A 20,167-nucleotide genomic window follows, 5' to 3' on the forward strand; every position below is an offset into this window, starting at 1 on the left:
GCCTACCCGGTCGCCCGGGGCCGCACGACCCGCTTGCGGCACCCGGGCGACCGCGTTTCTCAGGCGGACCGCTGAAGCACCAGCAAGGAGCGGTCGGCGAGCCAGAGCCCGTCGCCCTCCTTCACCCGAAGTCCGGCCCCCGGGGTCGGGAGTGTCGCGAGGGTGGTGTCGACCACGACCTGCCACTGCTCGCCGTGCTCCCGGGGGACGGTGAACTGCAGCGACTCGTGGTGCGCGTTGAACATCAGCAGGAACGAGTCGTCGGTGATCCGCCCGCCGCGCCGGTCCGGCTCGGAGATCGCCGCGCCGTTGAGGAAGACCGTCAGCGACTTGGCGTAGCTGGCGCTCCAGTCCTGCTCGGTCATCTCCTCGCCGCCGGGGGTGAACCAGGCGATGTCGGTCAGGTCGTCGTGGGCGGCGGCCACCGGGCGGCCCCGGAAGAACCGCCGGCGGCGGAAGACCGGGTGGTTGCGGCGCAGCCAGACCATGCCCTGGGTGAACTCCAGCAGGTCGCCGTCGCCGGGCCAGTCGACCCAGGACAGCTCGGAGTCCTGGCAGTAGGCGTTGTTGTTGCCCAGCTGGCTGCGGCCGAGCTCGTCGCCGTGCGAGAGCATCGGCACGCCCTGGGAGAGCAGCAGGGTGGCGATGAAGTTGCGCTGCTGGCGGCCGCGCAGCTGGAGCACCTGCGGGTCGGTGGTCGGGCCCTCCGCGCCGCAGTTCCAGGAGCGGTTGAAGGACTCGCCATCCCGGTTGTGCTCGCCGTTGGCCTCGTTGTGCTTCTCGTTGTACGAGACCAGGTCGCGCAGCGTGAAGCCGTCGTGGCAGGTGATGAAGTTGATCGAGGCGATCGGGCGCCGCCCGTCGTGCTGGTAGAGGTCGGAGGAACCGGTCAGCCGGGAGCCGAACTCGGCCAGCGTGGCGTTCTCGCCGCGCCACAGGTCGCGCACGGTGTCCCGGTACATGCCGTTCCACTCGGTCCACAGCGGCGGGAAGTTGCCCACCTGGTAGCCGCCCTCGCCGACGTCCCAGGGCTCGGCGATCAGTTTGGTCTGCGAGACCACCGGGTCCTGCTGGACCAGGTCGAAGAACGAGGAGAGCCGGTCGACCTCGTGGAACTGCCGGGCCAGGGTGGCCGCGAGGTCGAACCGGAAGCCGTCCACGTGCATCTCGGTGACCCAGTAGCGCAGCGAGTCCATGATCAGCTGGAGCACGTGCGGGCTGCGCATCAGCAGGCTGTTGCCGGTGCCGGTGGTGTCCATGTAGTACCGGCGGTCGGTGGCCAGCCGGTAGTACGAGGCGTTGTCCAGGCCGCGCATCGAAAGGGTGGGGCCCAGGTGGTTGCCCTCGGCGGTGTGGTTGTAGACCACGTCCAGGATCACCTCGATCCCGGCCGCGTGCAGCGCCTTGACCATCGACTTGAACTCCTGCACCTGCTGGCCGCGGTCGCCCACCGAGGAGTAGGAGCCGTGCGGGGCGAAGAAGCCGATGGTGTTGTAACCCCAGTAGTTGGACAGTCCGATGTCACGCAGTCGGTGGTCGCGCACGAACTGGTGCACCGGCATCAGCTCGATCGCCGTGATGCCGAGCTTGGCCAGGTGCTCGATCAGCGCGGGGTGGGCGAGCGCGGCGTAGGTGCCGCGGATCTCCTCGGGGATGCCCGGGTGCAGCTGGGTGAGGCCCTTGACGTGCGCCTCGTAGATCACCGACCGGTGGTAGTCGGTGCGCGGGGGGCGGTCGTTGCCCCAGTCGAAGTACGGGTTGATCACCACCGAGTGCATGGTGTGCGGGCCCGAGTCGAGGTCGTTGCGGCGCTCGGGCGCGCCGAAGTGGTACCCGTAGACCGACTCGTCCCAGTCGATCGTGCCGCTCATCGCCTTGGCGTACGGGTCGAGCAGCAGCTTGGCGCCGTTGTGCCGTTGGCCGCGCGCGGGCTCGTACGGTCCGTGGACCCGGAAGCCGTACCGCTGGCCGGGCTGGATGCCGGGCAGGTAGGCGTGCCGGACGAACGCGTCGGTCTCGCGCAGCTCGATGGTGGTCTCGGTGTCGTCCGGGCCGAGCAGGCACAGCTCGATCCGGTCCGCGCTCTCGGAGAACACCGCGAAGTTGGTGCCCACCCCGTCGTAGGTGGCACCCAGGGGGTACGGTTGCCCCGGCCAGACCTGCATAAGCCTCAACTTCCCTGATGTCAAGGGGATCTGATGCTCCCTCGGGACGTTGGCGCACCGCTGGGTGCGGTATGCCCCGTGGCGCGCGTCACATGTCTGTGCGCCGCTCAGCGTGACGCACGGCACACTGCCGATCGACGCACTGTCATGGCCATCGTTGCCGCTCCCGTGCTGTTCTGACGCTCTTTCGGCTTCCTTTCGCCCGAACGGGTGTCCGGCGCACTCGTATCAGATGTTCGGGACGGTCCGGCCAGTGGTGCGCGTTCGAGTTGCGGATGGGCAACGGGCTGCCTGGCGGGGCGCCCTGGCAGTACCCTTGATCGTCACAGGGCCGGGTGCCGAGAGTTGAGGTAATCAGATGGTCTATCCCGCCGACGAATGGCCCGAAGGGTCCAGCGGGGCGGCGGGTACCGGGGTCCGGGCAGAGGCGCCGACCGCGGTGCTGGGCTCCCCCGGCGGCGGCCGCCTGAGCCCCGCTCAGCCCGGTACCGAGGCGATCGAGCCGGCCTGGGACGGCGAGCGGTGGCAGCACGCCTACCAGCGGGTCCGGCTGACCGGGCGGGCCTACGTCTGGCTCAATCTCGTCGAGCAGCGGCTGCGCGCCCTGCTGGACGACCTGCTGCGCCCCGTCTACGAGCCCGCCCACGGCGTGGACTGGGTGACCGCCGCGGCCGGCCCGGCCGGCGAGGAGTGGGTGCGCCGGGCCTCCGCCGTGCGCGAGGTCAGCCGGCGCAAGGGTTACCTGCTCGACCCGGTCGACGACGACCCGCTGGTCTTCCTGACCCTGCCCCAGCTGCGCGAGCTGATGGTGCAGCACTGGCCGTGCTTCGAGCCGTACCTGGACGACCGCCGGGAGATCGAGCTGACCCTGGACGAGCTGGAGGTCGCCCGGCACGTGGTCTCGCGCAACCGCAGCCTCACCCCCACCGTGCTGGCCCAGACCGAGCGGGCCGCGGCCCGGGTGCTCGGCCTGCTGGACGGGCGGCCCGCCGCCGGGGCCGGGCTGCCCTCCGACGTCATCGAGGAGCTGGTGGCCGGCCGCTACGCCGACGTCGCCGCGGTGCACGCCGACCGGATCCTGCTCCAGCGCGACCTGCCGGTGGAGGACCTGCTGGAGGGCGCCCGTCGGCTGGACGCGCTCGGCATCGCGCTGGGCATGCTCTGCCAGAACTTCACCGGCAAGCGGCTGGCCAGGCTGGCCGCCGAGGGCTGCCGGATCCGGCTGCTCTTCCTCAACCCGGCCAGCAGCGCGGTGCGCCGGCGGGAGCGGGAACTGGGGCTGGGCCGAGGTGAGTTGTCCCGCTCGATCGAGACCAACATCATGCACGTGCGCCGGGTCCGGGCCCGGCTGCGCGACCAGGGCGCCTTCGAGATCCGGGTCTTCGACGAGACGCCCCGGTTCACCGCCTACCTGGTGGAGGGCGCCCGCCCGCCCGGGGTGCGGCGGCGCGGCGGCGACCTCGGCGTGGTCCAGCCCTACCTGCGCCGGGCCCGCGGGATCGAGTCGCCGGCCCTGGTGCTGCGGGCGGCCCAGCCCGGTGCGGAGGAGGGCGAGCCCGGGCTGCTGGAGGTCTACCGGGAGGAGTTCGAGGGGGTCTGGACCGACTCACGCCCGGTCAGCTGAGGCGGGCTCGGACCGGCGCATTCCCGGCGTGTCGCCTTGACCGCCCCCCGGGCATCGACGTTCTCATCCTCTCTGGCTAAGGTATGCCTAAGCTAAGCGGGCCGTGCTTAGCGGCGCTGCCATGCCTAGGAGAGTTCACCACCCATGTGGGACGACGCGTTTCCAAGCTTTCTGATCGGGCTCAGAGAGGGTCTCGAGGCCGGCCTGATCGTCTCGATCCTGGTCGCCACCCTGGTCCGCTCGGGCCAGAAGGCCCGGTTGCCCCAGGTGTGGACCGGTGTGCTGGCCGCCATCGCGCTCGCCCTCAGCTTCGGCGCGGTGCTCACCTTCACCGCCGCCAACCTCTCCGGCAGCGCGCAGGAAGCTTTCGGCGGCACCCTGAGCCTGATCGCGGTGGCCTTCGTCACCGCGATGGTGTTCTGGATGCGGCGCTCGGCCCGCAACCTCTCCTCGGAGATCCGCGAGAAGGTCGCCTCCGCGCTCACCATGGGCGGCGGCGTGCTGGTGCTGACCAGCTTCCTGGCCGTCGGCCGGGAGGGCCTGGAGACCTCGCTCTTCCTGTGGACCACCGCGCGCTCCGCCGGTGAGGCCACCGGGCCCGCGATCGGCGCCGGGATCGGCCTGGTGCTGGCCGCCGGACTCTGCTGGGGCCTGTACCGCCGGGTGCTGAAGATCAACCTGACGAAGTTCTTCACCTGCACCGGCGTGGTGCTGATCGTCATCGCGGCCGGCGTGCTCAGCTACGGGCTGCGCGACCTGCAGGAGGGCGGCGTGCTGCCCGGCTCGACCGCGTACGCCTTCGACCTGAGCGGCTCGCTGGACGGCGGGTCCTGGTACGCGACGCTGATGCAGGGCGTGTTCAACATCACCGTCACGATGACCTGGCTGCAGGTGGCCGCGTACGTGCTCTACCTCGCGCTGGTGATGACGCTCTTCGTGCGCGGCGTGCGGGCGAGTGCGCCCAAGCCGGCGGTGGCCGCTGCTGAGAAGGCTCCGGAGCCGGCGACGGAGAAGGCTGCGGAGTCGGTGACGGAGAAGGCTGCGGAGGCCGAGCCGTCGAGCGCGCCCGAGCCGCGGCCCGCCGGCTCCCGCAACCGCTGGCTGCTCCCCGCCGCCCTGGTGGCCGTCCCGGCCGTGGTGGCCGGGGTGGTGATCGCGGCCAGCGACGGCAAGCCCGCCGCCGCCGGCACCGTCACCGTCTCGGACGCCAAGAGCGACTGCGGCAAGGGCTTCAGCACCCCGCAGCCCGGCCAGCAGACCTTCCAGATGCACAACGCCGGCAGCAAGACCTCCGAGGTCTACCTGGTCAACCCGGCCACCAACGCCGTCTACGGCGAGATCGAGGGCCTGGCCCCGGGCACCACCCGCCCGCTGACCGCCACCATCGGCAGCGGCGACCTCGCCTGGCGCTGCGTGCCCAGCAGCGGCGACCCGGTCACCTCGGCCACCTTCCACGTCAGCGGCGGACAGAGCGTCAACGCCGTGCTGCCGGTCTCCGAGGACGACCTCAAGGGCCCGCTCGACCAGTACAAGTCCTACGTGAACGCGGGCCTGGCCACGCTGCTGACCCAGACCCAGAAGCTCCAGGCCGACCTGCACGCGGGCGACCTGGACGCCGCCAAGGCCGACTGGCTCACCGCGCACCTGCAGTACTCCTCGCTGGGCGCCGCCTACGGCACCTTCGCCGACTTCGACAAGAAGATCAACGGCCGGGCCGACGGCCTGCCGGACGGCGTCGCCGACAAGGACTTCGCCGGCTTCCACCGCCTGGAGTACGGCCTGTGGCACGGCCAGAGCGCCAGCGACCTCGCCCCGGTCGCCGACCAGCTGGTCACCGACGTGGACGGCCTCGGCAAGGCGTTCCCGACCCAGGACTTCGACCCCACCGACCTGCCGCTGCGCACCCACGAGATCCTGGAGAACACCCTCCAGTTCGAGCTGACGGCCGACACCGACGAGGGCAGCGGCACCAACCTGGCCACCGCCCAGGCCAACCTGGCCGGCACCCAGGAGCTGCTGAACGTCCTGACGCCGCTGATCCAGCAGCGCAGCCCGCAGCTGCTCGGCACCGTCAACGCCGACCTGAAGCGGTTCGGCGACCTGCTGGCCGGCGCCCGCCACCAGGACGGCAGCTGGACCCCGGTCGAGCAGCTCGACCCCTCGGTCCGCACGCAGCTCAACGGCGCCACCGGCCAGCTGCTCGAAGACCTCGCCCCCATTCCCGACCTTCTTGAGATCAGGAAGTCCGCCTGATGACCAGCCAGCCCAGAACCGGCTCCTGCCCCTTCCCGCACGAGGCGCTCGCCGCCGCCGAGGCCGCCCGGGCCGATGCGGCCGGCTGCCCGGCCGCCCCCGCGCGCCGCAGCTTCCTGGGCGCGGCGCTCGGCGTCGGCGCGGCCGGTGCCGCGCTGGCCGGCGGAGCGCTCGCGCTGGGTGGCGCCGGGCGGGCACAGGCCGCCGACGCCACGGGTGCCAACGCGCTGGTGCCCTTCCACGGCGAGCACCAGGCCGGCGTGCTGACCGCGCAGCAGACCGCCGCGATGTTCCTCTCCTTCGACGTCATCGCCCCCGACCGCAAGGCGCTGGAAGACCTCTTCCACATCCTCACCGACCGGATCAGGTTCCTCACCGCCGGCGGCACCCCGCCCGACCTGGGCGTCGGCGCGCCGCCCTCCGACAACGGCATCCTGGGCCCGACGGTGCCCAGTGACGGCCTGTCGGTGACGGTCGGGGTCGGCTCCTCGCTCTTCGACGGCCGCTACGGCCTGGGCAAGGTCAAGCCGGTCAAGCTGAACCCGATGAAGACCTTCCCGAACGACAACCTGCAGGCGGCCGAGCTGCACGGCGACCTGTCGCTGCAGATCTGCGCCAACAGCCAGGACACCGTGCTGCACGCGCTGCGCGACATCGCCAAGCACACCCGCGGTGCGATGCAGATCAAGTGGCGGATCGACGGGTTCCAGAACGCCCCGCGTCCGGCCGGCGCGCAGCGCAACCTGCTCGGCTTCAAGGACGGCATCGCCAACCCCGACGTCACCTCGGGGCGCGAGATGGACAAGCTCGTCTGGGTCAAGGACGGCGGCGGCGAACCGGCCTGGGCCACCGGCGGCAGCTACCAGGTGATCCGCATCATCCGGATGCTGGTCGAGTTCTGGGACCGGGTCTCGCTCTCCGAGCAGGAGAAGATGTTCGGCCGCCGCAAGGACACCGGCGCTCCGCTGGACGGGGCCAAGGAGACCGACATCCCCGACTACGCCAGGGACCCGCAGGGCAACGCGATCCCGGTGGACGCCCACATCCGGCTGGCCAACCCGCGCACCGACCAGACGGACGACTCGCGCATCCTGCGCCGCGGCTACAACTACGACCGCGGCGTCGACAAGGTCGGCAACCTGGACATGGGCCTGGCGTTCTGCTGCTACCAGCAGGACGTGGTGCGCCAGTTCGAGGCGACCCAGACCCGGCTGATCGACGAGCCGCTGGTGGACTACATCTCGCCGACCGGCGGTGGCTACTTCTTCGTGCTGCCGGGCGTGCGGGACACCAACGACTGGCTCGGCCGCGCGATGTTCGCCGCGGCCTGAGACCCCCTGAGACCCCTTGGGAGTCTCTGCGACACCCGCCCGCCCACGGCCCCGCAGGCCGTGGGCGGGCGGCGTTGTCACAGGCGGCGGCCATGATGGGGGACGTCAGAGGACACCCCGACGGAAGGCGCTGCTGATGGGTGAGCTGGGCAATGCGGCGAGACCTGCCGCTGGGGCGGTGCGCACGGCCGCGCGGGTGCGGTGGTGGCAGGGCCCGCTGATCGGGTTCGACCTGGAGACCACCGGCACCGAGCCGGCCGAGTCACGGATCGTCACCGCCGCGCTGGTGGAGACGGTCGGCGGCGTGCCGGTGCGCACCACGCGCTGGCTGCTCGACCCCGGGGTGCCGATACCCGAGCAGGCCCGGGCGATCCACGGGATCAGCGACGAACAGGCCCGCACCCGGGGCCGCCCCGCGGGCGCCGCGGTGGAGGAGATCGCCGCCGCGCTCTGCGAGCGGCTGGCGCAGGGCACCCCGGTGGTGGCGTTCAACGCCCCCTTCGACCTCTCGCTGCTCGACGCCGAGCTGCGCCGCCACGGCCGGGTGGGCCTGGCCGAGCGGCTGGCCGGGCGACTGGTCGCGCCGGTGCTGGACGCGCTGGTGATCGACCGCGCGGTGGACCGCTACCGCAAGGGCTCGCGCGGTCTGCAACGGGTCTGCGAGGTCTACGGGGTGGAGCTGCTGGACGCCCACGACGCCGCCAGCGACGCACTCGCGGCGGTCCGGGTGGCCGTCGCGCTGGGCGAGCGCTACCCGGCGCAGGTGGGGGAGTTGCCCCTGGCCGCGCTGCACGAGCAGCAGGTGCACTGGTACCGGGAGTGGGCCGAGGGCCTGCAGGCCTGGCTGCGCAAGGGCAAGGACCCGCAGGCCGTGGTCGACGCCCGTTGGCCGATCCGGTGAGCTGAGCCGACCTGGGCCGACCTGGGCCGACTCGGCGTCAGGCGGCGGGGAAGTCGAAGGTGTAGCCCTGCTGCACCAGCCAGGGGAGCAACTGCTGGAGGGCGGCCACGGTCTGGCTGCGGTCGCCGCCGCCGTCGTGCATCAGGATGATGCCGCCGGGGTGCAGCTCCTTCTTGACGTTGGCGATGATCGCCGGGACGCCGGGCTTGGACCAGTCGCGGGTGTCGACCGTCCAGCCGAGCGGGCGCAGGCCGTCCTGGACGGCTATCTGGCGGTTGTCGGCGCTGAAGTCGCCGCCCGGCGCGCGGAACCAGCTGACCTGGGTGCCCGGACCGCCGGCCGCGGTGATCATGTCCTTGGCCGCGTCGATCTCGTAGACCTGCTTGTCGTGCGAGAGCGTGTGCATCGGCTGCGGGTGGTGCACGGTGTGGTCGCACAGGCGGTGGCCGCCGGCCAGGATCTGCTTGACCAGGGCGGGGTTGGCGGTGGCCTGCGGGCCGATCTCGCAGAAGGTCGCCTTGGCGTGGTACTGGGCGAGCAGCGCCAGGACCTGGCCGGTGGCCTTGCCGGGGCCGTCGTCGAAGGTGAGCGCGACGGTCCGGCCGCCGGTGGCGGTCGCGTAGGAGATCGAGGAACCGGGCGCGTCCTTCGCGGGCACCGGTGCGCCCGCGGTGGTCGCCGGGGCCGGCGAGGCGGGGGTGCTCGCGGCCGCGCTCGGCGTCCGGCCCGCTGCCGCGCCCGGCGTCGTGCTCGCCGCCCTGCTCGGTGTCGGGGTCGGTGTCGCTGCCGCGCTCGGGGTCGTGGTCGGGCTCGCTGCCGTGGTCGGGCTCGTGCTCGCCACCACGGTCGGGGCCGCGCCCGCGCTCGTGCTCGGGGCGGCGGTCAGCGTCACGCTCGGATGTGCCCGGTCCGCCGACGTGGTCGCGCCCGATGAACTCCCGCACGCGCAGGCGAGCGCGAGGGTGAGGATCGCGGCGCAGCCGCCGGCGGCGCGGCGGAGCAGAGTGCGGTGGGTGCCGGGAACGGGCATGCGGCAACTCCTGACGTGGACCAGCCGCCCCCGGGTGGTCGCGGCTGTTCCCTACGACGATGGCCGCCGATCAGGCAGTTCCGAAATGATGAAAGCATCTTGAGACAAATCTCACCGAAGCCTGGGAGTCCGTTTCAGTGCTCCGCGGGCGCCCCGCTCCGGCTCGGGCCCTCCTGCGGCTCGGGCCCCGGCCCGGCTCAGAACGCGAACCAGCGCACCGCCGCGTCCCCCTCCCGCAGCGAGGCCACCCGGCGCCGGAACTCCGCCAGCGCCGCCGCACTGCCCGGCACCTGCTGCGCCACCCACGCCGCGCTGGCCGTCTCCCGGGCCCCGCGCAGCACCGCGCAGCCGTCCCAGTCCCGCACGTCCCAGCCGTAGGCGCGGGTGAAGGCGAGGTACTCCTGCTCCGGCACGCCGTACCGGTCGCAGCTGAGCGCCAGCGTCACCAGGTCGTGCTCGCGCAGGTCGTCGCAGACGTACTCCAGGTCCAGCAGCACCGGCCCGTGCGGGCCGACGTGGACATTGCGCGGCAGCGCGTCGCCGTGGATCACACCGGGCGGCAGCGCCGGGCTCAGCGTCTCGAGGGCGGCGGCCAGCTCGGTGCGGCGCTCCAGCAGGAACGCGGCGTCGTCCGGGTCGAGATGGCCCTCGGCGGTGCGCAGCCAGTGCTCGACGGGGGCCAACAGGTCCCGGCGCGGCAGCGGTTCGCCCGGCGGCGCCAGCCCGGCGGACCCGGGCAGTTCGTGCAGCGCGCGCAGCAGCGGCGCGAGGTCGGCGGTGCCCGCCGGGCGAACCGCCGGGGCCAACTGCTGCCAGAAGGTGACCGGGTGCCCGTCGGCGGTCACCACCGCCTCGCGCTGGGCCGGCACCAGGGAGTCGGCGGGCCGCACCACCGGGATGCCCGCGTCGTCCAGCCCGCGGGCGACGGCCAGTTCGCGCGCCGCCCGGGCCCGCAGCGCGGGCTCCCGGCCCACCTTGGCCACCAGCGCCAGGTCGTCGAGCCCGAAGACGGCGTTCTCCCCCAGGGCCAGCAGCCGCCCGGTCCCACCCGGGATGCCCGCGGCGGCGCGGGCCCGGGCGAGCAGTGCGCGGGCCCGGGCTTCGGTGAAGGGGGACGACGAGAGGGAGACCATGGCCGAAACCTACCGGTCGACCCCGGGGGCGGAGGTCGACCGGCAGGCCACCGGCAGCAGGTCGGGGCTCAGACCACGACCCGTCGGTGCCGCGGGCCCTCCGCCACCGCGGCCGGCACCGGAGCCGCCGGCTCGCTGTGCGACAGGTCCGGCAGCCAGGACAGCCAGCGCGGCAGGTACCAGTTGCGCTCGCCGAGCAGGCTCATCACCGAGGGCAGCAGCACGCCGCGGATCACCGTCGCGTCCACCAGCACCGCGACCGCCAGGCCCACGCCCATCTGCTTCATCGACTGCATCGACAGGGTTCCGAAGACCGCGAAGACCGCGACCATGATGATCGCCGCGCTGCTGACCACCCCGGCCGTCGAGCGGATGCCGTGCGAGACCGCGGCCCGGGTGGGCAGGCCCCGGTCGTGCGCCTCCTTGATCCGGGAGACCACGAAGACGTGGTAGTCCATGCTCAGTCCGAAGAGGATCACGAAGAGGAAGAGCGGCACCCAGGACTCCACCGCGCCCACCCCGGCCGTGCCGAGCAGCGAGGCGCCCACGCCGTGCTGGAAGACCAGGGTCAGCACCCCGTACGCGGCGCCCACCGAGAGCAGGTTGAGCAGCACCGCGGTGATCGCGATCCCCAGCGAGCGGAACGAGGCGAGCATCAGCAGGAAGGCGAAGAGCACCACGAAGGCGAAGACCGGGAGCATGCTGCCGGTCATCTGCCGGTTGAAGTCGTAGGAGCCGGCGGTCTGTCCGGCCACCGGAGCCTGGGTGCCGGGGACCTTGAGCAGCGTGTCCGGCACCACGTCCTGGCGCAGCGTCCGCAGTGCGGCGGTGCTGGTCGCGTCGTTGCCGCTGCCGTTGAGCGGAACGTCGATGGTGGCGACGTTCTGTGCGGCGTACCGGGTGATCTCGATCGGGCCGTGCATCCGGCCGGTGGCCAGCGCCCGGGTCTGGAAGTCGGCCAGCGCCTGCGTCATCGCGGGGGAGGACAGGTCGGCGGCCTTGACCACCACGGTGGCCGGCGCGGGGCTGCCGGGGAAGGCGGCCTCGATCTGCTCGGAGGTGCGCACCAGCGCGTTGCCCTGGGGCAGCATCTGCTGGAAGGTGAGGTTGGCGGTGTGCATGGTCAGCAGCGGGGCCGCCAGTGCGAGCAGCAGGCCGCCGGCCAGGACGGCCGCCACCAGCGGGAAGCGCAGCACCGGGGTCAGCACGGCGTTCCAGATCCGGCTGCCGCCGCTCGGGTCTGTGGCCCCCCGGCGGCGCAGCAGCGGCACCCGGCCCTTCTCGACCCGGTCGCCGAGCATCGACAGCAGCGCGGGCAGCACGGTGAGCGAGCCGAGCACGGCGGTGACCACCACCACGATGGTCGCGTAGGACATCGCCTGGAAGTCGGCGATCCCGGTGAGGAACATCCCGGCCATCGCGACCACCACGGTGACCCCGGAGACCAGCACCGCCCGGCCCGAGGTGGCGGCGGCCACCGCCAGCGCATCGGCCGCGCTGCGCCCGGCCGCCCGCTCCTCGCGTTCGCGGCGCAGGTAGAAGAGGCAGTAGTCGACCCCGACGGCCAGGCCCACCAGCAGCATCACCGAGCCGGCGTCGTCGCTGGTGTGCAGGAAGGAACTGCTCAGCGCGACCAGCCCACCGGCCGCGACGAACGCGGTGAGCGCCAGCCCCACCGGCAGCACGGCGGCGACCACCGCGCCGAAGGCGATCAGCAGGATGCCCAGCGCGAGCGGCACGGCCGTCCACTCGGCGCGGGCGAAGTCGTGGCCGAACTGGTCGGCGAACCACTTGTTCGAGCTCGCGTCGCCGAACTCCGCGACGGTGAAGGAGCGGTCGCCGCGCTGGATCGCGGCCACCGCGTCGAGCGGCGCGGTCACGTTCACGGTGGCCTGGTCGCTGTCGCCGACCACGGTGAACCGGACCAGCGCGGAGTGCCGGTCGGCGGAGATCGCCTTGCTGTCGTAGGGCGAGCGCAGGTCGGTGGTCCGGCCGGTGGCCTCGACGGCGGCGACCACCTGGCCGACCTCGGCCCGGAAGGCCGGGGCGTCGGCGGTCAGCGTGGCGCTCTGCACCAGGACGCTCTCGCCGGACGGGGGCTTGAGCCCCGCCTGGTCCAGGATCCGGGCGGCCTGGGCCACCTGTCCCGGCATGGACTCGGCATCGGTCACCTTGTGGCTGCCCGCCGCGCCGCCCAGGTAGGCGGCCAGGACGACGAAGAGCAGCCAGCCGAAGACGGCGGTCCTGCGGTGGCGGGCGCTCCAGGCGCCCATGGCGGCGGCGAAGCCGGTTCTGGGACGGGCTGCGGGCATGGCCGGGACGGGTGTGGCTGGCACGGGTGGACTCCCCCTGGGACGCGGCGGTGCGGCCCGCCGGCGTGACGGCCCGGGGCTGCTCCCGGGCTCACAACTGACCCTAGGGACGGGCGCGTTGCCGGAGAATGCGGCCAGCGGGCCCGGTGACCCTGGGAGTGGCCTCAGGGTCGGGGGTGGGGTTTACCCCACCATGCCCTCCGACCTGGGTACGGGCGGAAGTCCACCCTGAGGGGGAGGGATCTCCACCCGGGGGACGAGGTACGGGCGGGGGGTGACCCGTCAGGATGGTGCGGGGCCGTTGGAAGGCCCCGAGGGGGTACTCAGCCGAGGCTGTCGGTCCACGGGGGGCTGCTAACCGGCCGGCTAGTAAGTTCTCGTATGATGCTTCCTCCAGTACTTACCTGCCGACCGGCTAATGACCGACGAGGTCTCAGCCGTCTCAGCCGTCGCCCAACGTCCCGTCCCCCAAGGGCTGCGGTGAACCATGCCAGGAGGCATCGCAAGCATGTTCCACCGAATCGGACAATTCGTCGTCAAGCGTGCCTGGTGGGTGATAGTCGCCTGGCTCGTCGCTGCCGTCGCGATCTCCGTGACAGCCCCCAAGTTGGCCTCCTCGGACGACGAGAGCGACTTCCTGCCCCGCCACTACGAGTCCATCGTGGCCGCGGACCTGCAGCAGAAGGCCTTCCCGTCGGCGTTCACGCCGAGCGCGATGCTGCTCTTCCAGCGCACCGACGGCAGCCAGCTGACCGCGGACGACAAGGCCACGATGACCAAGGTCACCGACGGGCTGACGGCCGAGCACATCCCGTACGTCTCCGCCGTCGTCCCGGTCAGCGACCAGTCGATGTCGAAGGACGGCAAGTACGCGCTGTCCCTGATCGGCTACACCAAGGACGCACCGCAGTCCAACACCGACACCGCGAAGAAGCTGCGCGCCGACGCCAAGACGCTGGCCGGCAACAGCAACCTGAAGGTGCAACTCGGCGGCCAGGCGGCGCAGAGCCTCGACCAGTCGGACTCGTCCAACACGGCCGACGCGCTGATCTTCCTGGGCAGCTTCCTGCTGATCGTGCTGATCCTCGCGATCATCTTCCGCAGTGCGATCATCTCGATCCTGCCGCTGATCCTGATCATGGCCGTGATCATGCCGACCAGCAACGCGTTGATCGCGGACGCGACCAAGCTGTTCGGCCTCAAGGCCAACAGCACCATGTCGGCCATCCTGATCGTGGTGCTGCTCGGGGTCGGCACGGACTACTTCCTCTTCCTGATGTTCCGCTACCGGGAGCGGCTGCGGGCCGGTGAGCCGCGCAAGGAGGCCATGGTCAATGCGATCGGCCGGGTCGGCGAGGCGATCGCCTCCGCGGCCGGTGCGGTCACCGTCGCCTTCGCGGTGCTGATCCTCTCCAGCCTCGGACTCTTCAAGGCGATCGGCCCGGCCCTGGCCATCGCCGTCGTCACCACCGCGATCGCCTCGATCACCCTGGTGCCGGCCGTGCTCTCGGTGATCCCGGAGAAGGCGCTCTTCTGGCCCGGCAAGAAGTGGCGCGTGGAGAAGCCGGGGGCCCGGTTCGCCGCGCTCGGCCGGATGACCCAGCGCCGTCCCGGCCTGGTCGCAGCCGTCTCCGGCGGCTTCCTGATCCTGCTGACCCTCTGCTCGCTCGGCTACAAGGGCACCTTCGACCTGGCCGGCAGCTCGATGCCGAAGACGGCCGAGTCGATGGTGGTCCAGAACGCCGTGATGTCGGAGTTCTCGGCCGGTGCCGCCGACCCCTCGCAGGTCTTCGTCACCTCCACCAACGGCGCCCCGCTGGACAAGTCGACCTTCTCGGCCTACACGGACGCGCTCAAGGGGGTCAAGGGCGTCGCCGACGTCGGCGCGCAGCCCGCGCTGAGCAAGGACGGCCTGACCGCCGACTTCACCGTGACGCTCAAGGACAACCCGGCCTCCAACGCGGCCATCGACACCATGGACGGGCTGCGCTCCACCGCGCACTCCGCGGCGCCCGCGGGCACCAAGGCCGTGGTCGGCGGCCAGACGGCCGTCGAGGCGGACATCAACGCCGCCATGGACCACGACTACAAGACGGTCTTCCCGATCGCCGCGGTCCTGATCATGGTCATCCTGGGCCTGCTGCTGCGCAGCGTGGTGGCCCCGTGGTACCTGATGGCCTCGGTGGGCCTCGGCTTCGGTGCGACCCTGGGCGCCACCAGCATGGTGTTCCAGAAGCTCGACAACCAGTCCGGCCTGATGTTCATGCTGCCGATCTTCATCTACCTCTTCGTGGTGGCGATCGGTACCGACTACAACATCCTGATGATCGCCCGCCTGCGGGAGGAGGCCCGCGAGGGCCGCAACCCGCGCGAGGCGGCCTACGAGGCGATCAAGCACGGCGGTCCGACCGTGGCCTCGGCCGGCTCGATCCTGGCGGCCTCCTTCGCCACCTTCATGCTGGCGGGCAACGTGCTCTTCAGCGAGATCGGCTTCTCGATCGCCTTCGGCATCGCGCTGTCGGCCTTCGTGATGGCGATGTTCTTCACCCCGGCGCTCACCGCGCTGCTCGGCCGCAAGGCCTGGTGGCCCGGCCACCAGGAGCCGGCGCCGGTCGCGCCCGGCGAGTGGACCGAGCGTGACGAACTGGTGACGGCTCGCTACCCCAAGTAGCACGGCACCGACACGTCAGCCGTGCGTCACGGGCCGTTCCCGGGGACTTTCCCCGGGGGCGGCCCGGCTGTCGTGGGGGCCGCCGCCACGGGGTGCGCCCGAGGTGCGGACGACGTGACGTAGGCGGAAAATAACCCGATCATCTGCGGTGCTCCCGTGCTACAGTCGAGTCAGTTGCAGTTTTGGTTCCCATGAACGTTTGTGTGCGCCTGCTGGTTCAACCAACAGGCGCATTTGTTTTGTCCGGTGTCATCTCCGGATGGGGATCGCGGCTACGCGAGGTCCACGAGGTGTGGTCTCGTTGCCCCAGTATTTAGAGGAGACGGTTATGGCTACCGGCACCGTGAAGTGGTTCAACAGCGAAAAGGGCTTCGGCTTCATCGAGCAGGAGGGTGGCGGCCCGGACGTGTTCGCCCACTACTCCAACATCAACGCCAACGGCTTCCGCGAGCTCGTCGAGGGCCAGCACGTTGAGTTCGACGTCACCCAGGGCCAGAAGGGCCCGCAGGCCGAGAACATCCGCGTCATCTGACGTTTCCGGCACTGCTGGATTCGCACGACGCAGCGAAGGCCCGTACCGCACGGTGCGGGCCTTCGCCCATGTCGCCCAACGGCCGGGGCGGCGCTCTCCACTCCTGGCGGCCGACCCATGGGTCACCCCTCGACGGTGACCGCTAGGACGGAGTACTCGTATGACCGATCAGTCACGCCCCACCGGCGGCCGTGGCCGCTCCCGCGCCCAGGGTGCGGGCGGCAGCCGCTCGCAGGGCTCCGGCAGCACCGGCGGCTTCAGCGACGCACAGGCCCGCGCCGGGCGCAGCTCCGGCGGGCTGCGCGGCCAGTCCCAGGGCCGCGGTCGCGGCCAGGGCCGCCCGCGCACCACGGCGCCCGCCGCCTCCGCCGACTTCACGGTGGTCGTCGGCACCCCCGCCCGTCCGCCGGCGGCGACCTTCGCCGAGCTGGAGATGCCCAAGGCGCTGCTCTCCGCGCTGACCCGCGAGGGCGTCACCGAGCCCTTCCCGATCCAGTCCGCCACCCTGCCGGACTCGCTGGCCGGGCGCGACGTGCTCGGCCGCGGCCGCACCGGCTCCGGCAAGACGCTGGCCTTCGGCCTGTCCGTGCTGGCCCGCACCGCCGGCAAGCGCGCGGACGCCCGCAAGCCGCTGGCCCTGGTGCTGGTGCCCACCCGCGAGCTGGCCCAGCAGGTCACCGACGCGCTCACGCCCTACGCGACCGCCGTCAACCTGCGCATCGCCACCGTGGTCGGCGGCATGTCGATCACCCGTCAGGCGAACGCGCTGCGGCGCGGCGCCGAGCTGCTGGTGGCCACCCCGGGCCGGCTGGACGACCTGATCAACCGCCAGGACGTCCGCCTGGACGAGGTGCAGATCACCGTCCTGGACGAGGCCGACCAGATGGCGGACATGGGCTTCCTGCCGCAGGTCACCAAGCTCCTGGAGCAGGTCGCCGAGGGCGGGCAGCGGATGCTCTTCTCCGCCACCCTGGACAAGAACATCGACCGCCTGGTGCAGCGCTTCCTGACCGACCCGGTCACCCACTCGGTGGACCCCTCGGCCGGCGCGGTCACCACCATGGAGCACCACGTGCTCCAGCTGGAGGCGGCCGACAAGGTCTCCGCCACCGCGCACATCGCCTCCCGCGAGGGCCGGGTGATCATGTTCGTGCACACCAAGCACGGCGCCGACCGCCTCGCCAAGCAGCTGCTGGCCACCGGCGTGCGGGCCGCCGCGCTGCACGGCGGCAAGTCGCAGCCGCAGCGCAACCGCACCCTGGACCAGTTCCGCGACGGCCAGGTCACCGCGCTGATCGCCACCAACGTCGCCGCCCGCGGCATCCACATCGACGGCCTGGACCTGGTCGTGAACGTGGACCCGCCGATCGACCACAAGGACTACCTGCACCGCGGTGGTCGCACCGCCCGGGCCGGCGAGTCCGGCACCGTGGTCACCCTGGTGCTGCCCGAGCAGCGCCGGGACATGACCCGCCTGATGTCCACCGCCGGCATCCGCCCGGTCACCACCAAGGTGCGCCCCGGCGACGCCGAGCTGGCCCGGATCACCGGCGCCCGCACCCCCTCGGGCGTCGCGGTGACGCTGGCCCCGCCGGTCACCGCCGAGCCCGCCCCGGCCGCCGGCACCGCCAAGCGCCGCTCCTCCGGCCCGCGCTCCAGCCGGCCGACCGACGTGGACATCAACGGCAACCCCAAGCGCCGCCGCCCCAAGCAGCGGATGGGCAGCGGCACCGGCACCGCCGCCGCCGGCGGCGGCCGCACCGCGGCCGGCTTCTCGGGCAAGGCCTCCTCGGGCGCCACCCCGGGCAGCGGCTCGAAGAGCGGCTCCAACTACGGGACCGGACGCCAGCGCCGCGCCGCGCGCTGACCTTCGCAGCACTCCTGGCCACGCGCCGCCGACAGCCCGGCAAGGGCTGTCGGCGGCGCGTAGCAGTATGTGCTCATGACGATGACGCCCGATCAGCTCCGCACCGCCTGCCTGGACTTCAACGGCGCCGAGGAGCTGTTCCCGTTCGGCCCCGAGACCTCCGTCTTCAAGGTCGGCGGGAAGATCTTCGCGATCAGCGCGCTGGACGGTGAGCCGCTGCGGGTGAGCCTCAAGTGCGAGCCGGAGATCGCCGTGCAGCTGCGGGCGGCGCACCCGGCGATCACCGGGGGCTGGCACCTGAACAAGCGGCACTGGAACACCGTGCTGCTCGACGGCTCGCTGCCGGACCGGCTGGTCGGCGAGATGATCGAGGACTCCTACGACCTGATCGTGGCCCGCCTGCCGCGCCGTCAGCAGCTCGCGCTGGACTGGTCCGGGCTGCGGGCCTGACGAGGACCGGGCCGGGCGGCTACTGCGCCGGCCAGCTCTCGAAGCTCCAGGCCGGGAAGGCGTAGCCGTTCCACAGCTCCCGCTCCTGCTCCTGCGGGGCGTTCTGCACGCTCGGCTGCAGGTCCCAGATCCGGGTGGCCCGCACCGCCGGGGTGTAGGACGGCCAGCCGGGCCGTCCGGTGCGCGCGAAGGAGGTCCAGGAGTCCATCATGGCGTCGGAGAGCCCGGTGAGTCGGGGGCGCTGCGCCGCCAGGGTGGCGGCCCCGCGCGGGATGCCGTCGAGGTCGAGGTTGCCGAAGACGAACGGCAGCTCCAGGGTGTGCATCGCGCCGAGGTTCTGCGCGGCGGGCAGCCCCGCGACGTACGGCACGTGCCAGTCGAACTGGTAGACGTAGGTGGGCCGCCAGCGCGACTGGGCCTCGGCCAGCCGCAGGGTGGGCACCCGCTGGGTCTGGTCGGTGATCATCGCGTTCACCACCCGCCCCTGCGACCGGCCCGGGCGGTCGGCGGCGTACACCTCGTACATTCGCTGCTTGTCGTCGGCCAGTTCGGCGGGGAAGCTGCGGTAGCCGCTGAGCGGCAGGTCCAGCACCTGCGGCTCGAACAGCGCCCAGTAGTCGGTCTCGTTCTCGTTGCTGCCGGCCATGATCTCGACGTCGCGGGCGCTGCCGGCCGCGATCCGGTCGACCACCGGGCCGGGGATCAGCCGGCCGTCGATGGAGGGGCCGAAGAAGAGCGCGTCGGCCAGCCCCGCGATGCCCTGCTGCGCCTTCTCCTGGAGCTGCAGCACCTGGGTGGTGCTCATCGCCTGCAACTGCGCGGCGCTGGTGACGTTTCCGGCCGCCAGGATGTGCGCGGCGGCGTCCTCGGCGTACTCCTGGGTGTGCACCAGGTAGCCCGGACCGCTCTCCAGGATGGCCCGGTGGAAGAGCCGTTCCGGGTGGTCGCCCGCGAGCATCGCGTCGATCGAGATCGCGCCCTCCGACTCGCCGAAGACGGTGACGTCGGAGGGGTCGCCGCCGAACGAGGCGATGTGCTTGTGCACCCAGGTCAGCGCCGCGATCTGATCGCGCAGCCCGTTGTTGCCCGAGCCGGCGTACTTCGGGTCCAGGCCGCCGAGTTCGGTCCAGCCCAGGATGCCGAGCCGGTAGTCCAGGTCGACCACGACCGCGTCGCCGCGGGCGGCCAGCCCGGCCCCGTCGAAGAGCGGCTCGCCGGCCGAGCCGAGTTCGTCCGCGCCGCCGTGGATGAAGACCATGACGGGCTTGTGGGCACCGCCGGTGCGCGGCTGCCAGACGTTGGTGTAGAGGCAGTCCTCCACTCCCTGGTCGATCACGCTCAGGTCCTGCGGGCAGCCCGGCTTGGCGGCGGTGGCCTGCAGCGTCCCGTGCCAGGGGGCCGCCGCAACCGGCGGCTCGAAGCGCAGCGCACCAACGGGCGGCGCGGCGTAGGGGATGCCCAGGTACGAGCAGACGCCGCCCTGGGGCAGCCCCTGCACCCGGCCCACCGAGGTGCCGGTGCGGCAGTCCCGGGTACTGGCGGCGGTGCTGCCGTCGTCGCCCGTCGCGGCGCCCGCCGGGCCTGCCGCGGTGAGCAGCAGGCTCAGCGTGGCGGCCCCGGCCGCCAGCAGCCCCGGCGAGGTGCGGAACGTCCTTGTGCGGAACACGAAGCACTCCCTTCCGCGCCGCCGCGCCGCGCCGCGCCGCCGCGCCGCGCCGCGCAGCCGGGCGGCGCCGTGCCGAATCATGCGTGCCTCCAGCATCGGGGGAGTGGGGCCGGGCGGTCGTCAACGCGCGGGTGGAGGCGTGCTCTCCACCCGCGCTCAACCCCTGGGTGGTGGACAGTCTGACGGAACGTCAGATTGTGCGGGGAGTCCGGCTGGCCAGGTCCGGTGCCCG

The 20,167-nt window shown here is 72.2% G+C and carries 13 protein-coding genes; 8 read left to right on the forward strand and 5 right to left on the reverse strand.

Annotated elements, in window-relative coordinates; all coding sequences use genetic code 11:
* Positions 1–59: 59 nt before the first annotated feature.
* Positions 60–2,165, reverse strand: coding sequence for a glycogen debranching protein GlgX (gene glgX, locus OG500_RS28430; protein WP_329584222.1), 2,106 nt, complete (start codon positions 2,163–2,165; stop codon positions 60–62).
* Positions 2,166–2,523: 358 nt separating this feature from the next.
* Between glgX and OG500_RS28435 the strand changes: the two genes are divergently transcribed.
* The 4 genes from OG500_RS28435 (at position 2,524) to OG500_RS28450 (ending at position 8,274) form a co-directional block, all read left to right on the forward strand.
* Positions 2,524–3,789 carry an SAV2148 family HEPN domain-containing protein gene (locus OG500_RS28435; protein WP_327069695.1) on the forward strand — a complete coding sequence of 422 codons (1,266 nt, stop codon included), beginning with the start codon at positions 2,524–2,526 and terminating at the stop codon, positions 3,787–3,789.
* 144 nt (positions 3,790–3,933) lie between these two features.
* Positions 3,934–6,042, forward strand: coding sequence for an iron uptake transporter permease EfeU (gene efeU, locus OG500_RS28440; protein WP_329584224.1), 2,109 nt, complete (start codon positions 3,934–3,936; stop codon positions 6,040–6,042).
* On the forward strand, positions 6,042–7,373 hold the full coding sequence (gene efeB / locus OG500_RS28445) for an iron uptake transporter deferrochelatase/peroxidase subunit (protein ID WP_329584226.1): 1,332 nt from the start codon (positions 6,042–6,044) through the stop codon (positions 7,371–7,373). The genes efeU and efeB overlap by 1 nt, the downstream gene beginning before the upstream one ends.
* Before the next feature lie 136 nt (positions 7,374–7,509).
* Positions 7,510–8,274: an exonuclease domain-containing protein gene (locus OG500_RS28450; RefSeq protein ID WP_329584228.1), complete on the forward strand. Its 765-nt coding sequence runs from the start codon at positions 7,510–7,512 to the stop codon at positions 8,272–8,274.
* 37 nt (positions 8,275–8,311) lie between these two features.
* Here OG500_RS28450 and OG500_RS28455 read toward each other — a convergent pair whose 3' ends face one another.
* The 3 genes from OG500_RS28455 to OG500_RS28465 form a co-directional block, all read right to left on the reverse strand.
* The gene (locus tag OG500_RS28455; RefSeq protein WP_329584230.1) at positions 8,312–9,304 is read right to left on the reverse strand and encodes a polysaccharide deacetylase family protein; all 993 of its coding nucleotides are present in this window, start codon (positions 9,302–9,304) and stop codon (positions 8,312–8,314) included.
* 197 nt (positions 9,305–9,501) lie between these two features.
* The gene (locus OG500_RS28460; RefSeq protein WP_329584232.1) at positions 9,502–10,437 is read right to left on the reverse strand and encodes a phosphotransferase enzyme family protein; all 936 of its coding nucleotides are present in this window, start codon (positions 10,435–10,437) and stop codon (positions 9,502–9,504) included.
* Between the two features lie 68 nt (positions 10,438–10,505).
* Positions 10,506–12,749 (reverse strand): MMPL family transporter, encoded by a 2,244-nt coding sequence (locus tag OG500_RS28465; RefSeq protein WP_329587792.1) that lies wholly within the window; start codon positions 12,747–12,749, stop codon positions 10,506–10,508.
* A 508-nt stretch (positions 12,750–13,257) separates the two neighbouring features.
* Here OG500_RS28465 and OG500_RS28470 point away from each other — a divergent pair.
* From OG500_RS28470 to OG500_RS28485, 4 genes are all read left to right on the forward strand, one after another.
* Positions 13,258–15,420, forward strand: a complete 2,163-nt coding sequence (locus tag OG500_RS28470; RefSeq protein ID WP_329584234.1) for an MMPL family transporter — start codon at positions 13,258–13,260, stop codon at positions 15,418–15,420.
* Between the two features lie 328 nt (positions 15,421–15,748).
* On the forward strand, positions 15,749–15,952 hold the full coding sequence (locus tag OG500_RS28475) for a cold-shock protein (protein WP_184934859.1): 204 nt from the start codon (positions 15,749–15,751) through the stop codon (positions 15,950–15,952).
* A 160-nt stretch (positions 15,953–16,112) separates the two neighbouring features.
* Positions 16,113–17,819 (forward strand): DEAD/DEAH box helicase, encoded by a 1,707-nt coding sequence (locus OG500_RS28480; RefSeq protein ID WP_329584237.1) that lies wholly within the window; start codon positions 16,113–16,115, stop codon positions 17,817–17,819.
* Positions 17,820–17,900: 81 nt separating this feature from the next.
* Positions 17,901–18,269, forward strand: a complete 369-nt coding sequence (locus OG500_RS28485; RefSeq protein ID WP_329587795.1) for an MmcQ/YjbR family DNA-binding protein — start codon at positions 17,901–17,903, stop codon at positions 18,267–18,269.
* Positions 18,270–18,288: 19 nt separating this feature from the next.
* Here the strand turns inward: OG500_RS28485 and OG500_RS28490 are convergent, their stop codons facing one another.
* The gene (locus OG500_RS28490; protein ID WP_329584239.1) at positions 18,289–20,016 is read right to left on the reverse strand and encodes a carboxylesterase/lipase family protein; all 1,728 of its coding nucleotides are present in this window, start codon (positions 20,014–20,016) and stop codon (positions 18,289–18,291) included.
* Positions 20,017–20,167 lie beyond the last annotated feature (151 nt).

This window comes from Kitasatospora sp. NBC_01250 (genome assembly GCF_036226465.1).
GTDB lineage: Bacteria > Actinomycetota > Actinomycetes > Streptomycetales > Streptomycetaceae > Kitasatospora.

Excerpts from the sequence above, each read along its gene's own strand:
- glgX (WP_329584222.1), bottom strand. The coding sequence starts at position 2,165 with ATGCAGGTCTGGCCGGGGCAACCGTACCCCCTGGGTGCCACCTACGAC.
- OG500_RS28435 (WP_327069695.1), top strand. The coding sequence starts at position 2,524 with ATGGTCTATCCCGCCGACGAATGGCCCGAAGGGTCCAGCGGGGCGGCG.
- efeU (WP_329584224.1), top strand. The coding sequence starts at position 3,934 with ATGTGGGACGACGCGTTTCCAAGCTTTCTGATCGGGCTCAGAGAGGGT.
- efeB (WP_329584226.1), top strand. The coding sequence starts at position 6,042 with ATGACCAGCCAGCCCAGAACCGGCTCCTGCCCCTTCCCGCACGAGGCG.
- OG500_RS28450 (WP_329584228.1), top strand. The coding sequence starts at position 7,510 with ATGGGTGAGCTGGGCAATGCGGCGAGACCTGCCGCTGGGGCGGTGCGC.
- OG500_RS28455 (WP_329584230.1), bottom strand. The coding sequence starts at position 9,304 with ATGCCCGTTCCCGGCACCCACCGCACTCTGCTCCGCCGCGCCGCCGGC.
- OG500_RS28460 (WP_329584232.1), bottom strand. The coding sequence starts at position 10,437 with ATGGTCTCCCTCTCGTCGTCCCCCTTCACCGAAGCCCGGGCCCGCGCA.
- OG500_RS28465 (WP_329587792.1), bottom strand. The coding sequence starts at position 12,749 with ATGCCCGCAGCCCGTCCCAGAACCGGCTTCGCCGCCGCCATGGGCGCC.
- OG500_RS28470 (WP_329584234.1), top strand. The coding sequence starts at position 13,258 with ATGTTCCACCGAATCGGACAATTCGTCGTCAAGCGTGCCTGGTGGGTG.
- OG500_RS28475 (WP_184934859.1), top strand. The coding sequence starts at position 15,749 with ATGGCTACCGGCACCGTGAAGTGGTTCAACAGCGAAAAGGGCTTCGGC.
- OG500_RS28480 (WP_329584237.1), top strand. The coding sequence starts at position 16,113 with ATGACCGATCAGTCACGCCCCACCGGCGGCCGTGGCCGCTCCCGCGCC.
- OG500_RS28485 (WP_329587795.1), top strand. The coding sequence starts at position 17,901 with ATGACGCCCGATCAGCTCCGCACCGCCTGCCTGGACTTCAACGGCGCC.
- OG500_RS28490 (WP_329584239.1), bottom strand. The coding sequence starts at position 20,016 with ATGATTCGGCACGGCGCCGCCCGGCTGCGCGGCGCGGCGCGGCGGCGC.